Genomic DNA, 12,660 nt, shown 5'->3' with positions numbered 1-12,660 from the left:
TCCCTAAGGGCGTCCGCGGGCCGCGAGGGCGGTCCGGCGGATAAAGGCGGGGAAATGACCGCCAATTATCGCCGATCGGGCCGTGTCTTGCCATGCGGCGGGCCTGTCGCCCCCGCAGGCTGCGTGTTTCGGCATGGGGTAGGCGGCGATGGACGCGATCGACAGCGCGCGCAGCGCGCGGCGGGGATGGCGCGGGCGGGAGCGGTGGATCGGCCGGCAGGCGTCGCGCCGCGGGCGGCTGGCGTCCTTCGCCTACGAGTTCCTCTGCTTCGGCGTGAAGCAGGCCTCCGCCTGCCTGTTCGGCGGACTGATGGTGGCGCTGCTGCTCGCAAGCTGGCGCTGGTATCCGGCCGACGCGCCGCTGGCTCGCTACGACTTCGTCACGCTGACGGCGATCGGCATCCAGCTCGCGCTGCTGGCGAGCGGGCTGGAAAGTTCGCGCGAGGCGCGGGTGATCGCGCTGTTCCACGTGGTCGGCACGCTGATGGAACTGTTCAAGACGGCCGTGGGCTCGTGGGTCTATCCCGAACCCTCGCTGCTTCGCCTCGGCGGGGTGCCGCTGTTTTCCGGCTTCATGTACGCATCGGTCGGCAGCTACATCGCGCGGGCCTGGCGGCTATTCGATTTCCGTTTTACCGGCCATCCGGGCTTCGGGCCGACGGTGGCGCTGGCGCTGGCGATCTACCTCAACTTCTTCACCCATCACTACCTGCCGGACGCGAGAATGTTGCTGTTCGCCGGCCTGGCGTGGCTGTTCCGGCGCACCTGGGTGCACTACCGCGTCCGCCGCGTGCACCGGCGCATGCCGCTGCTGTTGGGCTTCGTGCTGGTGGCGCTGTTCATCTGGCTGGCGGAGAACGTAGGCACCTTCAGCCGCGCCTGGCTGTACCCGGCGCAGCGCCACGGTTGGTCGATGGTGCCGCTATCGAAGCTCGGCTCGTGGCTGCTGCTGATGGTGATCAGCTACGTGATGGTCTGGGCGCTACACCGGCGCAAGGAAAGCGCCCGCAGGGATCAGGCCTGACCGCGCCCGGGCCGCGCCGCCTCGAACAGCGTGCCTGCGGTGCGGGTGTGCAGCGAGGCGGCATCGAAGCCCTCCGGCAGCAGGCCGGCGATCTCCAGCATCACCGCACCGTGCAGGGCCGCCCAGATCTGGTGGCCGAGCAGCGGTGCGTCAGCCTCCACCGCGCCTTCGGCGACCAGCACCTCGACGTGGGCTGCGATGGTGCGCCACATGCGCGCGTGGGCTTCGCGGTAGGCCGGGTCGTCACGGTGCGGCTCGGGGTATTCGAACATCAGCCGGTAGGTGGCCGTCTCGCGGCGGGCGAAGGCGATGTAGGCATCGCGCACCGCGCGGCTGCGCACGCGGCCGTCGCCGGGTGTGTCCAGCGCGCGTTCGAGCGCCTCGGAAAACCGGTGCATGCCGCGCGTGCGCACCGCCGTGACGATCTGCTCCTTGCTGGCGAAGTAGCGGTAGGGCGTCATCGTGCCGCAACCGAGCTCGGCCGCGATCCGGCGCATGCTGACGGCGGCCGGGCCTTCTTCGACGAACAGCCGCGCCGCCGCCTGGCAGATGCGCTCGCGGAAGGCTTCCGCGTCCTGTTCGCTGAGTGCCTTGGGCATGTCAGCGGGTGCCCAGCGTCTGGCGGAAGAACGCCACTGCGTCGGCGTTGATGCGCTCGTGCACCTTGGCACGGTCGACGCCCGGCGGATCCTGGCAGATGGCGCCGGCCTCCTTCGCCAGCGCCGCCGAGCAGGGCGCCAGGAACACCCAATGATCGGCTTTCGGCACTTCGGTGACGCGCGTGAGGGTGCGTACGAGCGGTTTGAGGTGCAGCGCGTTTTCCGATGGCAGCAGTACGTGGTCGTTCTGGCCATACCAGAGGTCGACCGGTCGATCGATCGCGCCGGCGCCGGCCTTGTCGAACACCAGCGACAGCGGCGCCATCACGAAGGCGGCCTTGACGCGAGGATCCGCCGTGTCGCCCCAGCGGTCGAGGTCGTGCTGGATATCGGCCAGGTAGGCGGCGGCCGCCTCGGGCGTGAGCTTCTTCGCCGGGCCGCACGTCTCCATGTCGTTCGGATGACGGTGGCAATAGCCGATGAAACGATCGAAGCGCGGCCTGGCGCCGACCACGAGCAGGCTGGTGTAGCCGCCAGCCGAGAAGCCCGCCACGCCAATGCGCGTCGGATCGATCAGCTGCTTCCAGTGCGCATCGGACAGCAGCGTGTCGATGACGGCACGGACCTCGACGGCGCGCCCCACCAGCACCCGGGACGTGGCCGAACCGCTCTGGTCGTGGAAGTTGTCGCCGGGCTGCTCGAAGGTGGCCACGACAAAGCCGTGCCGCGCGAGATAGCTGGCCAGGTCGTGGTGGCCCAGGTCCGAACCGCCATGTCCATGCGAGATGACCACCAGCGGCCACGCGCCAGACGCCGCCTCGGCGCCGGGCGTGGCGGCAACGTCGTACGGGCCGAAGGCCGTCGTGCCGTGCGTCGGCGCGGACGAGGGATAGAACACGAAACCCGGCGTGTGGCCCTGGTTGACCGGGTCCGGGAAAGTGGTCGGCCGGATACCCACGCCCTCGACCGTGGCCGCGCACAGCGCCAACGGGATCGACAGCAGTGCGGCTGCGAGCAGGCCGCGCAGGCGGCGTGCGAGAGATGGGCGCGCGGCACGTGTGCGAACAGCCATCGGGAGAGCTCCATGGTTAGCGTGCGGCGTACGGTACGATGTACGCAACCTTGCCGCAAGCATGCCTAGTGGCCGCCAACCCCTGCGAGGACTACACTTTTCGGCTTATCCCCCGCACCCGACCACCGAGGCGACGCATGTTCCCGAAGGATTGCACGATCGAAGGTTTCGACCCTGAGCTGGCCAAGGCCATCGCCGACGAAGCACGTCGCCAGGAGGACCACGTCGAGCTGATCGCCTCGGAGAACTACGCCAGCCCGCGCGTGATGGAGGCGCAGGGCTCGGTGCTGACCAACAAGTACGCCGAAGGTTACCCGGGCAAGCGCTACTACGGCGGTTGCGAGTACGTGGACGTGGCCGAGCGCCTGGCGCTGGACCGCGTCAAGCAGCTGTTCGGCGCCACCTACGCCAACGTGCAGCCGCATTCGGGCTCGCAGGCCAACCAGGCGGTGTACCTGGCGCTGCTCTCGCCCGGCGACACCATCCTGGGCATGTCGCTGGCGCACGGCGGCCACCTCACCCACGGCGCCAAGGTGAACATCTCCGGCAAGCTGTTCAACGCCGTGCAGTACGGCGTCAACGACGCGGGCCTGATCGACTATGACGAAGTCCAGCGCCTGGCCAACGAGCACAAGCCGAAGATGCTGGTGGGCGGCTTCTCCGCCTATTCGCAGGTGGTCGACTGGAAGCGCATGCGCGAGATCGCCGACTCGGTCGGCGCGATCTTCTTCGTCGACATGGCGCACGTGGCCGGCCTGGTCGCCGCCGGTGTGTATCCCAGTCCGCTGCCGCACGCGCACGTGGTCACCTCGACCACCCACAAGACCCTGCGCGGCCCGCGCGGCGGCATCATCGTCGCCAACCGCGACGCGATGGGCGAGGCGGGCGAGGAGATCGAGAAAAAGCTGCAGTCGATCGTCTTCCCGGGCATCCAGGGCGGCCCGCTGATGCACGTGATCGCGGCCAAGGCGGTCGCTTTCAAGGAAGCGTTGGAGCCGGACTTCAAGGCGTACCAGCAGCAGGTGGTCAAGAACGCGCAGGCGATGGCCAAGACCATCATCCAGCGCGGCTACAAGATCGTTTCCGGCGGCACCGAGAACCACCTGATGCTGGTCGACATGATCGGCAAGGGCGTCACCGGCAAGGACGCCGAAGCGGCGCTGGGCAAGGCGCACATCACGGTCAACAAGAACGCCGTGCCGAACGACCCGCAGAAGCCCTTCGTCACCTCGGGCCTGCGCGTGGGCACCCCCGCCGTCACCACCCGTGGCTACAAGGAAGCCGACTGCGTGGATCTCGCCAACTGGCTGTGCGACGTGCTCGATGCGCCGGGCGACGAGGCGGTGATCGCCACGGTGCGCGGGAAGGTCGAGGCACAGTGCAAGAAGTTCCCGGTCTACGGCTGATCCGCACCGGATGCACTGCCCCTTCTGCCAACACGAAGACACCCGCGTGATCGACTCGCGGCTGACCGAGGACGGCGCCACCGTGCGCCGTCGTCGCGAGTGCCCCCAGTGTGGCGAGCGCTTCAATACATTCGAGACCGCGGAGCTGAAGCTGCCGGCGATCGTCAAGAGTGGTGAGCGGCGCGAAGCGTTCGACGAGCGCAAGCTGCGCACCAGTTTCGATCGCGCGCTGCAGAAGCGACCGGTGGCGAGCCACGATGTCGACAACGCAGTGCGCGAGATCATCAACGACCTGCGCCGCAGCGGCGAGCGCGAAGTGCCTTCGCGCCAGGTCGGCGAGCTGGTGATGCGCGAGTTAAAGAAGCTCGACCAAGTGGCCTACGTACGCTTTGCCTCGGTGTACCGGAAGTTCGAGGACGTGCAGGCGTTCCGCGAGGAAATCGAGAAGCTCGAGCGCGACCTGCCGGGACTTGACGGCCTGCAGCTGCCGTTGCTCGGTGGCGGTAAGCGGCCTGCCAAGTAAGCGCGGACCGAAGTAGGGTGGGCTTCAGCCCGCCGGCTCTGATGCGGAGGAAGCGGTGGGCTGAAGCCCACCCTACGATAGCGACGCCATGACCGAAGCGTTCTCCAGCATTGACCATCAGCGCATGGCGCATGCGTTGCGCCTGGCCGAGCGCGGGCTCTACACCACGCAGCCCAACCCGCGCGTGGGGTGCGTGATCGCGCACGGCGAACGGGTGGTGGGGACCGGCTGGCACCGGCGTGCGGGTGGGCCGCATGCGGAGGTGTTCGCGTTGCGCGAGGCTGGCGAGGAGGCGCGTGGCGCGACCGCCTACGTGACGCTGGAGCCCTGTGCGCATTTCGGCCGCACGCCGCCGTGCGCCGATGCGCTGGTGGCTGCCGGCGTGGCGCGGGTGGTGATAGCCGCGGAGGATCCGTTCGCGCAGGTGGCCGGGCGCGGGATGGAGAAACTGCGCGCGGCGGGCATCACGGTGGACACGGGCCTGCTGCGGGAGGAGTCGCGGGAGCTCAACATCGGGTTCTTCAGCCGCATCGAACGTGGGCGTCCGTGGGTGCGGGTCAAACTGGCGATGAGCCTCGATGGCCGCACTGCGCTGGCCGATGGCGAATCGAAATGGATCACCGGCGAAGCCGCGCGGGCGGACGTGCAGCGCTGGCGTGCGCGCAGTTCGGCGATCCTCACCGGCAGCGGCACGGTGCTGGCCGACAACCCGCGCCTCACCGTGCGTTTGCAGGAAGGCGCACACAGCTCCCAATTTTCCGCGCAGACGGTCGGGGCAGGGAACAACTCCCTCTCCCCCGGCCCCGTCGGGGAAGAGGGTTGGGGAGAGGGGGAGGCCTTTGCCCCGGTAGCACCACTGCGCGTGATTCTCGACCGCCAACTACGCACGCCCGCCGGCAGCCATGTGCTTGCACCGGTCGCGCCAACCTTGCTGATGCACGCGTCCGATGCATCCGTTCCGGTTCATCTCGAGCCGATCGATCGCGTGTCGCTGCCCGAAGGCGCCGGCCGTCTTGACCTGCAGACCGCACTCGCCGAGCTCGCCCGCCGCGACATCAACGAACTGCACGTCGAAGCCGGTCCCACTTTGTGCGGGGCGCTGCTGGCGGCCGGCCTGGCCGACGAACTGCTGCTGTATATCGCACCCGTGTTGCTCGGCGACACGGCGCGCCCGTTGTTGGGCTTGCCGCCGCTGGCGCGGATGGCCGATCGCTGGCAGCTGAGGACGCTGGACCGCCGGATGGTCGGCGAGGACATCCGCCTTCGGCTGCGGCCTGGAATGTAGGAGCGCCCTTGGGCGCGACCGCCATGCGACGTCGTGCCGCGCGGTCGCGCCCAAGGGCGCTCCTACAGAAACCTCGATGCTAGACTTCGCCCGCCGGCCTGGCCGGCAATCGCGTCTTCAGGGCGGGGCGAAATTCCCCACCGGCGGTAGGTTTCGCAAGAAACGAGCCCGCGAGCGCTTCCGCCTCGGCGGAAGGTCAGCAGATCCGGTCGAATGCCGGAGCCGACGGTCACAGTCCGGATGAAAGAAGACGGTCGCGCGCATGGCTCCCAAGGCCGTGCGTGGGCCTCATGCCTTGGGGCGTTCTCAGTTCAGTCCACGGAGAACGTTTCATGTCCAAGTTCATTCGTATCGCCACCTCCGGCCGGGAGGTGCGCTGATGTTCACCGGCATCATCCAGACGGTAGGCCGCATCGCGCGGCTCGAATCGCGCGGCGGCGACGTGCGTCTTCATGTCGATACGGCCGACCTCGATCTGGCCGACGTGCAACTGGGCGATTCGATCGCCGTGTCCGGCGTGTGCCTGACGGCGATCAGCCTGGGCGAACGCGGCTTCGCCGCCGACGTGTCCAACGAAACCCTCTCGCTTACCACGCTGGGCCAGCTCAAGGCCGGCGATCCGGTCAACCTGGAGAAGGCGCTGCGGCTGGCCGACCGGCTGGGCGGGCACCTGGTGTCCGGCCACGTCGATGGGGTGGGCAAGGTGGTTTCCATCACACCCGACGCACGCTCGCAGCGCTGGACGTTCGAGGTGCCGCCGGACCTGGCGCGCTACATCGCCGCCAAGGGCTCGATCTGCATCGATGGCACCAGCCTCACCGTCAATGAGGTAACCGGCACGCGGTTCGGCGTGAACCTGATTCCGCACACCGTGGCACACACGGCTTTCCACGCCAGGCGCGCGGGGGATGCGGTGAACATCGAGGTGGACGTGATCGCGCGCTACGTCGAGCGGCTGATCGGCGGCGGCGAGGTGCCGCGGCTGGACGAAGCATTCCTCAAGCAGCACGGCTTCGCCTGATTTTTCGCTCCTCCCCTGCAACGCAGCGGGAGGTTGGGAGGGCGTTGGAGCCCTGGTCGAAATCAGGGCGAACCCTCCCCGGCCTTCCCCTGCAAGCAGGGAAGGGCAAACCCCATCTCAAGGTAGACCCATGTCCTTCAACAGCATCCCCGAAATCCTCGAAGACCTCCGCGCCGGCCGCATGGTCGTGATCCTCGACGACGAGGACCGCGAGAACGAGGGCGATATCGTCATGGCGGCGCAGATGGTGCGGCCGGAGGACGTCAACTTCATGGTTCGCGAGGCGCGCGGCCTGTTGTGCCTGACCCTCACCGAACAGCGCACGCGCCAGTTGGGCCTCAAGCCCATGGTCAGCGACAACACCTCGCCCTACCACACCAATTTCACCGTTTCGATCGAGGCGGCTGAGGGCGTCACCACCGGCATCTCGGCGCACGACCGTGCGCGCACCATCCAGGTGGCAGTCAAGTCCGACGCCAGACCGCAGGACCTCTCGCAGCCGGGCCACATCTTCCCGCTCACCGCGCAGCCTGGCGGTGTGCTCACCCGCGCCGGCCACACCGAGGCCGGCTGCGACCTGGCGGCGCTGGCGGGGCTGGAACCGTCCGCCGTGCTGATCGAGATCCTGCACGAGGACGGCTCGATGGCGCGCCGCCCGGAACTGGAAGTCTTTGCGGCCCGACACGGCCTGAAGATCGGCACCATCGCCGACCTGATCCGCTACCGGCTGGAAACCGAAAAAACCATCCAGCGCGTGCACGAGGAAGAGGTCGACACCGAGTTCGGCCCGTTCCGGCTGGTCGCCTACCGTGACGCCATTCGCCACGGCCTCCACTACGCGCTGGTGCGCGGCACAGTGGATGACGGCGCACCGGTGCTCACCCGCGTACATGTGCGCAACACCCTGTCCGACGTGTTGCACCTTAGGCGCGAAGACCTTGGGCTGACCGTCACCGCCGCGCTGCGGCGCATCGCCGACGAGGACCGCGGCGTGCTGCTGGTGCTTTCCGGCGAGGACACCACCGACGCCCTGCTCGCCCGGCTCAAGCGCCAGCCCGCCGCGCTGGCGCCGGAGGATGCGCAGCAGCAGGAGTGGCGCCAGCTCGGCCTGGGCGCACAGATCCTCACCGACCTGGGCGTGCACAAGCTTTGCGTGATGGGTACGCCGCGCAAGCTGGTGGGCCTGGCCGGGTTTGATCTGGAAGTGGTCGAGTACGTGTGACGCCACCCGGCCCTGTAGGAGCCCGCTTGCGGGCGATGCTCTTCTGGCGACCGGCATAAGAGCATCGCTCGCAAGCGGGCCCCTACAATGGGTCGGTCGTTTCGAGGGATTTAGACATGCCCAACGCCCGCATCCGCTTGATCGCTCCCGCCGGCTACGCCCACGACCCGGCCGTCATGGCGCGCGGCGTGGCGCGCCTGCGCGATGCTGGCTGTACCGTCGAGGGCCAGGAAGTGCTGGAACGCGCGCAACTGCGCTTTGCCGGCACCGATGCCGAGCGCGCGAACGACATCAACGCGCTGGCCACGCTCACTCAACTGCCGGACATCGCCCTGGTCACCCGCGGCGGCTACGGCGCCGCGCGCCTGCTCGGCCAGCTCGACTACGGCGCCCTGCGCGAACGGCTGGCCGGCTCGAACCTCGCACTGGTCGGCCACAGCGACTTCACCGCGCTGCAGCTGGCGCTGTACGCCAAAAGCGGCGTGCGCAGTTTCGCCGGCCCGCTGCTGGCGGACCTGGGCGCCGAACCGATGCCGAGCTTCACCTGGGACCACTTCTGGAACACGCTCCGTTCGGATACGAGCGTCGCCACCTGGTCCGGCGCGGGCGATGTCGAACTGGACGTGCAGGGCACCCTGTGGGGCGGCAACCTGGCGGTGCTGTGCAGCCTGCTCGGTACACCCTATTTCCCCCGGATCGAAGGCGGCATCCTGTTCGTCGAGGACCTGGGCGAGCCGCCATATCGCATCGAGCGGCTGTTCTACCAGTTGCAGCTGTCCGGCGTGCTGGCAAGGCAGCGCGCCGTGGTGCTGGGCGACTTCCACGCCTGCCGCCCGGGGCCGCGCGACAACGGCTACGATCTGGCTGCGGCGTTCGCGCAGCTGGCGCGCGTGGCCGGCATCCCGGTGATCCACGGTTTGCCGCACGGTCATGCCGCACGCCAGCTCACGCTGCCGTTCGGTGCCCAGGCGAGGTTGCGTGTCAGCGGTGGCGAGGCGCGCCTGGAGTGCACCGGCTACCCGCACATGTCCCTGTAGGAGCGCCCATGGGCGCGACCCGGATGCGTCCGGTCGCGCGCAAGGGCGCTCGTGCAGGAGATATCGACGCCCCAAACCCGTAAAATACCCGGCCCCGCAAGGGCTTCCCGTCTGCCCAAGGATTCGCAATGAAGATCATCGAAGGCGACTTCGCCACGCCCACGGGCCGTTTCGCCATCGTCGCGGGCCGTTTCAACGGCTTCGTCGTCGAGCCGCTGGTGGCCGGTGCGCGCGACGCGCTGGTGCGCCACGGCGTGAAGGACGACGCGATCGACCTGATTCGCGTGCCGGGCGCCTGGGAAATCGCGCTGGCCGCGCACAAGCTCGCCAACTCGGGCCGCTATGCGGCAGTGATCGCGCTGGGCGCGGTGATCCGCGGTTCCACGCCGCACTTCGACTACGTCGCCGGCGAATGCGCCAAGGGCCTGGCCCAGGCCGCCTACAGCGCCGGCGTGCCGGTGGCATTCGGCGTGCTGACCACCGACACCATCGAGCAGGCGATCGAGCGCGCCGGCACCAAGGCCGGCAACAAGGGCGCCGACGCGGCGCTGGCCGCGCTGGAGATGGCCAACCTGTACGGGAAGCTGTGATGAGCGCTCCGCAAGGCATCGACCTGGCCGCCCGTTCGCGCGCCCGCCGGCGCGCGCTGCAGGCGCTGTACGCCTGGCAGTTGTCGGGCAGCCACATGAAGGCGGTGATCGACCAGTTCCGCCACGAGCAGGACATGGAAGTGGCCGACCTCGAATACTTCGAAGACCTGTTGCACGGCGTGGAAACGCACGTCGGCGAGCTCGATGTGGCGATCAAGCCCTACGTCGACCGCGAAGTGGAACAGATCGACCCGATCGAACGCGCCGCGCTGCGCCTGGCCGCCTACGAGTTGAAGTATCGCCTCGACGTGCCTTACCGCGTGGTCATCAACGAGGCGATCGAAGTGACCAAGCGCTTCGGCGCCGACCACGGCCACAGCTACGTCAACGGCGTGCTGGACAAGCTTGCCGGCGAGCTGCGCTCGGCCGAGAAGGGCGCGCGCTAGCTTCAGGGTGGGCTTTAGCCCACCGGCTCGGGTGGATGGAACGGCGGTGGGCTGAAACCCACCCTATGCCAGCCCTACGGCTCGCACTTGCGACTGTTGTCGGCGATGGCCGCGATGCGCCATTGCCCATCCACCCGCACCAGGTTGAACACGTCCGTGCCGCAATGGTGCGGCTTGCCATCGAGCAGGAAGGTGTAGGGCGCCCACACCACCGCGAGGTCCTGGTCGACCAACACCTGCGGCGTGCCGATGCGCTCTTCGATCTTCTCCTTGCCCGGCTTCAAGTGGTCGACGAAATCGCCGAGGGTCAGTCGCACCGGCTTCCCATCGCGCATCAGCGTGGCAGTACCAGCCGGCAGCACCTGCGCGCGCATGGCCGCCTGGTCGTGCTGCGCCATGGCGTTGAAGAAGGCGTGCACTGGCTCGAGCACGCTGGCGGGGGAGGCTGTGCTGCCGGCCAGCGCCGCGCCGCTGGCGAGCGCAAGGGCCGACAGCCATGCCGCGCGTTGGATGGCATGGCCGCATTGCAGGAGGGCAGGGCGCATCAGTGAAGTCTCCCTTGAAGGCAACCGATTCTAACCAGCCCCGTCGCCGGCGGGCGCTGTGCCATCCGGCACGGGGCGCACCGCGGCATCGCGCCCAAGAGCGCCCCCATCCGCCTGTCGGCACCTTCCCCCGCGTTCGCGGGGGGAAGGCTAGGATGCGGGGCCGGAGGAAGGCTTGGATGCACGGCTTGCGGCCTGGATCCTTTCCCCGTTCACGGGGGAAGGTGCCCGCAGGGCGGATGGGGGAAGTCTTGCGGAGAGCCCGCCGGTTCGCCTCACCCGCTTGCCGGACTATCCCGCAGTCGGAACAGGGTCCTGGTTGCCGTCGGAGGCTTGCATTCGCGTGCACGCGGATGCTCTGCTTGCGTGTTTCCACGCCGACGGCCCTGCCATGGAATTCCGCCTGATCGACCGCATCCGCGACCGCACCGCGTTGGCGCGCGAGGACGTGCGGCTGGGCATCGGCGACGATGCCGCGGTGCTCGCGGTGCCTCCCGGCCAGCAACTGGCGGTGGCGATCGACACCCTGGTCGAGGGCGTCCACTTCCCCCACGGCACTGCGCCGCGCGACATCGGCTGGAAGGCGTTGGCGGTGAACCTGTCCGACCTGGCGGCGATGGGTGCCGTGCCAGCCTGGGCGCTGCTGGCGCTGACCCTGCCGCACGGCGACGCGGCCATCGTCGACGGCCTCGCCGGCGGCTTCGGGGAGCTGGCGCGCGAACATGCCGTGGCGCTGGTCGGCGGCGATACCACTCGCGGCCCGTTCTGCCTGAGCGTCGCGGTGCACGGCTTCGTGCCGCCGGGGCGGGCGATGACCCGCAGCGGCGCACGTGCGGGTGATGCGCTGTTCGTCACCGGCTCGCTCGGCAGCGCGGCGGGCGGGCTGCAGTTGCTGCAGGGCAGGGTGCCGTTCGATGCGAACGACGAGGCGCACCGCGCCTTGCGTGAGCGGCTGGATCGCCCGACGCCGCGCGTGCGTGCCGGCGTGGCGCTGCGCGGGCATGCCAGGGCCTGCATTGACGTCTCCGATGGCCTGCTCGCCGACCTGGGCCACATTTGCGCGGCCAGTGGCGTCGGCGCCGAGCTCGACCTCGACGCGTTGCCCCTGTCGACCGCACTGCCGGGCGTGTTCGGTGTCGATACTGCCCGCGAACTGGCGCTGACCGGCGGGGACGATTACGAACTGTGCTTCACGGTGCCACCCGCCTCGGTCGACGCGATGCACACCGCGCTGGCCGCCGTTGGGGCCCACGCCACGCGCATCGGCGTGATCGTCGAGGGCCAGGGCGTGCGCGCGATCGACGGGGCACCACTGGCCGCGATGCGCAGCGGCTGGGATCATTTCGGCGCCTAGCCCGCGTCCGCGCGCAACCAACGGAATCTGCATGACCGACAGGAAGAAACTCACCGCCGACCAACGCCGCCGCCTGCTCGCCTCGCCGGCGGGTTGGCTCGCATGCGGGTTGGGCTCGGGCCTGGCGCCCGTGGCGCAGGGCACCTTCGGCTCGCTCGCCGCGATCCTGCCCTGGCTCGCGCTACGCCACCTGGGCGTGCCGCTCTACGTGCTGGTCCTGGCACTGGCCTTTGCACTGGGCGTGTGGGCCTGCAACGCGGCCGGCCGCGCACTCGGCGTCGACGACCATCGCAGCCTGGTGTGGGACGAGTTCGTCGGCCAGTGGCTCGCACTGCTGCCGCTGTTGCTGGTGCCCTCGCCATGGTGGATGGTCGCCGTGGGTTTCGGCCTGTTCCGCTTGTTCGACGTGTGGAAGCCCTGGCCGATCGGCTGGCTGGACGGCCATATGAAGGGCGGCCTGGGCGTGATGATCGACGACGTGGTGGCGGGGGTCTACGCGGCCATCGTGCTGGCGCTGATCGCCCTCGCCCGGTAGG

Annotated in this window: 14 protein-coding genes and 1 riboswitch; of the genes, 11 read left to right on the top strand and 3 right to left on the bottom strand. The window is 69.0% G+C overall.

Features of this window, described 5'->3' with window-relative positions:
• Nucleotides 1-148: 148 nt before the first annotated feature.
• Complete coding sequence (locus ACFWZ3_RS04285) at nt 149-1,024, top strand: DUF817 domain-containing protein (RefSeq protein WP_439706544.1); 876 nt, start codon at nt 149-151, stop codon at nt 1,022-1,024.
• Here ACFWZ3_RS04285 and ACFWZ3_RS04280 read toward each other — a convergent pair.
• Both ACFWZ3_RS04280 and ACFWZ3_RS04275 read right to left on the bottom strand, forming a co-directional pair.
• Entirely contained in the window at nt 1,015-1,623 is a 609-nt protein-coding gene (locus ACFWZ3_RS04280) for a TetR/AcrR family transcriptional regulator (RefSeq protein ID WP_439706543.1), read from the bottom strand. The two genes, ACFWZ3_RS04285 and ACFWZ3_RS04280, sit on opposite strands and share 10 nt — an antisense overlap.
• A 1-nt stretch (nt 1,624) precedes the next feature.
• Nucleotides 1,625-2,695, bottom strand: a complete 1,071-nt coding sequence (locus ACFWZ3_RS04275) for an alpha/beta hydrolase family protein (RefSeq protein WP_439706542.1) — start codon at nt 2,693-2,695, stop codon at nt 1,625-1,627.
• A gap of 137 nt (nt 2,696-2,832) precedes the next feature.
• Here ACFWZ3_RS04275 and glyA point away from each other — a divergent pair, with 137 nt between their 5' ends.
• From glyA to nusB, 8 genes are all read left to right on the top strand, one after another.
• Nucleotides 2,833-4,101 carry a serine hydroxymethyltransferase gene (gene glyA, locus ACFWZ3_RS04270; RefSeq protein WP_439706541.1) on the top strand — a complete coding sequence of 423 codons (1,269 nt, stop codon included), beginning with the start codon at nt 2,833-2,835 and terminating at the stop codon, nt 4,099-4,101.
• Nucleotides 4,102-4,111: 10 nt separating this feature from the next.
• On the top strand, nt 4,112-4,624 hold the full coding sequence (nrdR, locus tag ACFWZ3_RS04265; protein ID WP_439706540.1) for a transcriptional regulator NrdR: 513 nt from the start codon (nt 4,112-4,114) through the stop codon (nt 4,622-4,624).
• Nucleotides 4,625-4,712: 88 nt separating this feature from the next.
• A complete protein-coding gene (gene ribD / locus ACFWZ3_RS04260; RefSeq protein ID WP_439706539.1) occupies nt 4,713-5,909 on the top strand; it encodes a bifunctional diaminohydroxyphosphoribosylaminopyrimidine deaminase/5-amino-6-(5-phosphoribosylamino)uracil reductase RibD in 1,197 nt (398 codons plus the stop codon).
• Between the two features lie 109 nt (nt 5,910-6,018).
• A riboswitch (FMN riboswitch) is annotated at nt 6,019-6,165 on the top strand.
• Between the two features lie 123 nt (nt 6,166-6,288).
• Nucleotides 6,289-6,930: a riboflavin synthase gene (locus tag ACFWZ3_RS04255; RefSeq protein ID WP_439706538.1), complete on the top strand. Its 642-nt coding sequence runs from the start codon at nt 6,289-6,291 to the stop codon at nt 6,928-6,930.
• 130 nt (nt 6,931-7,060) lie between these two features.
• The gene (gene ribBA / locus ACFWZ3_RS04250) at nt 7,061-8,152 is read left to right on the top strand and encodes a bifunctional 3,4-dihydroxy-2-butanone-4-phosphate synthase/GTP cyclohydrolase II (protein WP_439706537.1); all 1,092 of its coding nucleotides are present in this window, start codon (nt 7,061-7,063) and stop codon (nt 8,150-8,152) included.
• 116 nt (nt 8,153-8,268) lie between these two features.
• A complete protein-coding gene (ldcA, locus tag ACFWZ3_RS04245; RefSeq protein WP_439706536.1) occupies nt 8,269-9,189 on the top strand; it encodes a muramoyltetrapeptide carboxypeptidase in 921 nt (306 codons plus the stop codon).
• A 128-nt stretch (nt 9,190-9,317) separates the two neighbouring features.
• Entirely contained in the window at nt 9,318-9,779 is a 462-nt protein-coding gene (gene ribH / locus ACFWZ3_RS04240; RefSeq protein ID WP_439706535.1) for a 6,7-dimethyl-8-ribityllumazine synthase, read from the top strand.
• A complete protein-coding gene (nusB, locus tag ACFWZ3_RS04235; protein ID WP_439706534.1) occupies nt 9,779-10,225 on the top strand; it encodes a transcription antitermination factor NusB in 447 nt (148 codons plus the stop codon). Before ribH ends, nusB begins: the two co-directional genes overlap by 1 nt.
• Before the next feature lie 74 nt (nt 10,226-10,299).
• On the opposite strand, the gene ACFWZ3_RS04230 is transcribed toward nusB, so the two are convergent.
• Nucleotides 10,300-10,770, bottom strand: a complete 471-nt coding sequence (locus tag ACFWZ3_RS04230) for a nuclear transport factor 2 family protein (RefSeq protein WP_439706533.1) — start codon at nt 10,768-10,770, stop codon at nt 10,300-10,302.
• A 391-nt stretch (nt 10,771-11,161) separates the two neighbouring features.
• Between ACFWZ3_RS04230 and thiL the strand changes: the two genes are divergently transcribed.
• Complete coding sequence (gene thiL / locus ACFWZ3_RS04225) at nt 11,162-12,124, top strand: thiamine-phosphate kinase (protein ID WP_439706532.1); 963 nt, start codon at nt 11,162-11,164, stop codon at nt 12,122-12,124.
• Nucleotides 12,125-12,155: 31 nt separating this feature from the next.
• Entirely contained in the window at nt 12,156-12,659 is a 504-nt protein-coding gene (locus ACFWZ3_RS04220) for a phosphatidylglycerophosphatase A family protein (protein ID WP_439706531.1), read from the top strand.
• The last annotated feature ends 1 nt before the right edge of the window (nt 12,660 follow it).

The sequence above is a fragment of the Frateuria sp. GZRR35 genome, from assembly GCF_051900415.1.
Classification (GTDB): Bacteria; Pseudomonadota; Gammaproteobacteria; order Xanthomonadales; family Rhodanobacteraceae; genus Frateuria_A.
Note: the sequence above shows the minus strand (reverse complement) of the source record. Positions and strands in the feature narration are given on the sequence as shown.

Excerpts from the sequence above, each read along its gene's own strand:
- ACFWZ3_RS04230 (WP_439706533.1), bottom strand. The coding sequence starts at position 10,770 with ATGCGCCCTGCCCTCCTGCAATGCGGCCATGCCATCCAACGCGCGGCA.
- glyA (WP_439706541.1), top strand. The coding sequence starts at position 2,833 with ATGTTCCCGAAGGATTGCACGATCGAAGGTTTCGACCCTGAGCTGGCC.
- ACFWZ3_RS04255 (WP_439706538.1), top strand. The coding sequence starts at position 6,289 with ATGTTCACCGGCATCATCCAGACGGTAGGCCGCATCGCGCGGCTCGAA.
- ribBA (WP_439706537.1), top strand. The coding sequence starts at position 7,061 with ATGTCCTTCAACAGCATCCCCGAAATCCTCGAAGACCTCCGCGCCGGC.
- nusB (WP_439706534.1), top strand. The coding sequence starts at position 9,779 with ATGAGCGCTCCGCAAGGCATCGACCTGGCCGCCCGTTCGCGCGCCCGC.
- ldcA (WP_439706536.1), top strand. The coding sequence starts at position 8,269 with ATGCCCAACGCCCGCATCCGCTTGATCGCTCCCGCCGGCTACGCCCAC.
- thiL (WP_439706532.1), top strand. The coding sequence starts at position 11,162 with ATGGAATTCCGCCTGATCGACCGCATCCGCGACCGCACCGCGTTGGCG.
- ACFWZ3_RS04285 (WP_439706544.1), top strand. The coding sequence starts at position 149 with ATGGACGCGATCGACAGCGCGCGCAGCGCGCGGCGGGGATGGCGCGGG.
- ACFWZ3_RS04275 (WP_439706542.1), bottom strand. The coding sequence starts at position 2,695 with ATGGCTGTTCGCACACGTGCCGCGCGCCCATCTCTCGCACGCCGCCTG.
- ACFWZ3_RS04220 (WP_439706531.1), top strand. The coding sequence starts at position 12,156 with ATGACCGACAGGAAGAAACTCACCGCCGACCAACGCCGCCGCCTGCTC.
- nrdR (WP_439706540.1), top strand. The coding sequence starts at position 4,112 with ATGCACTGCCCCTTCTGCCAACACGAAGACACCCGCGTGATCGACTCG.
- ACFWZ3_RS04280 (WP_439706543.1), bottom strand. The coding sequence starts at position 1,623 with ATGCCCAAGGCACTCAGCGAACAGGACGCGGAAGCCTTCCGCGAGCGC.
- ribH (WP_439706535.1), top strand. The coding sequence starts at position 9,318 with ATGAAGATCATCGAAGGCGACTTCGCCACGCCCACGGGCCGTTTCGCC.
- ribD (WP_439706539.1), top strand. The coding sequence starts at position 4,713 with ATGACCGAAGCGTTCTCCAGCATTGACCATCAGCGCATGGCGCATGCG.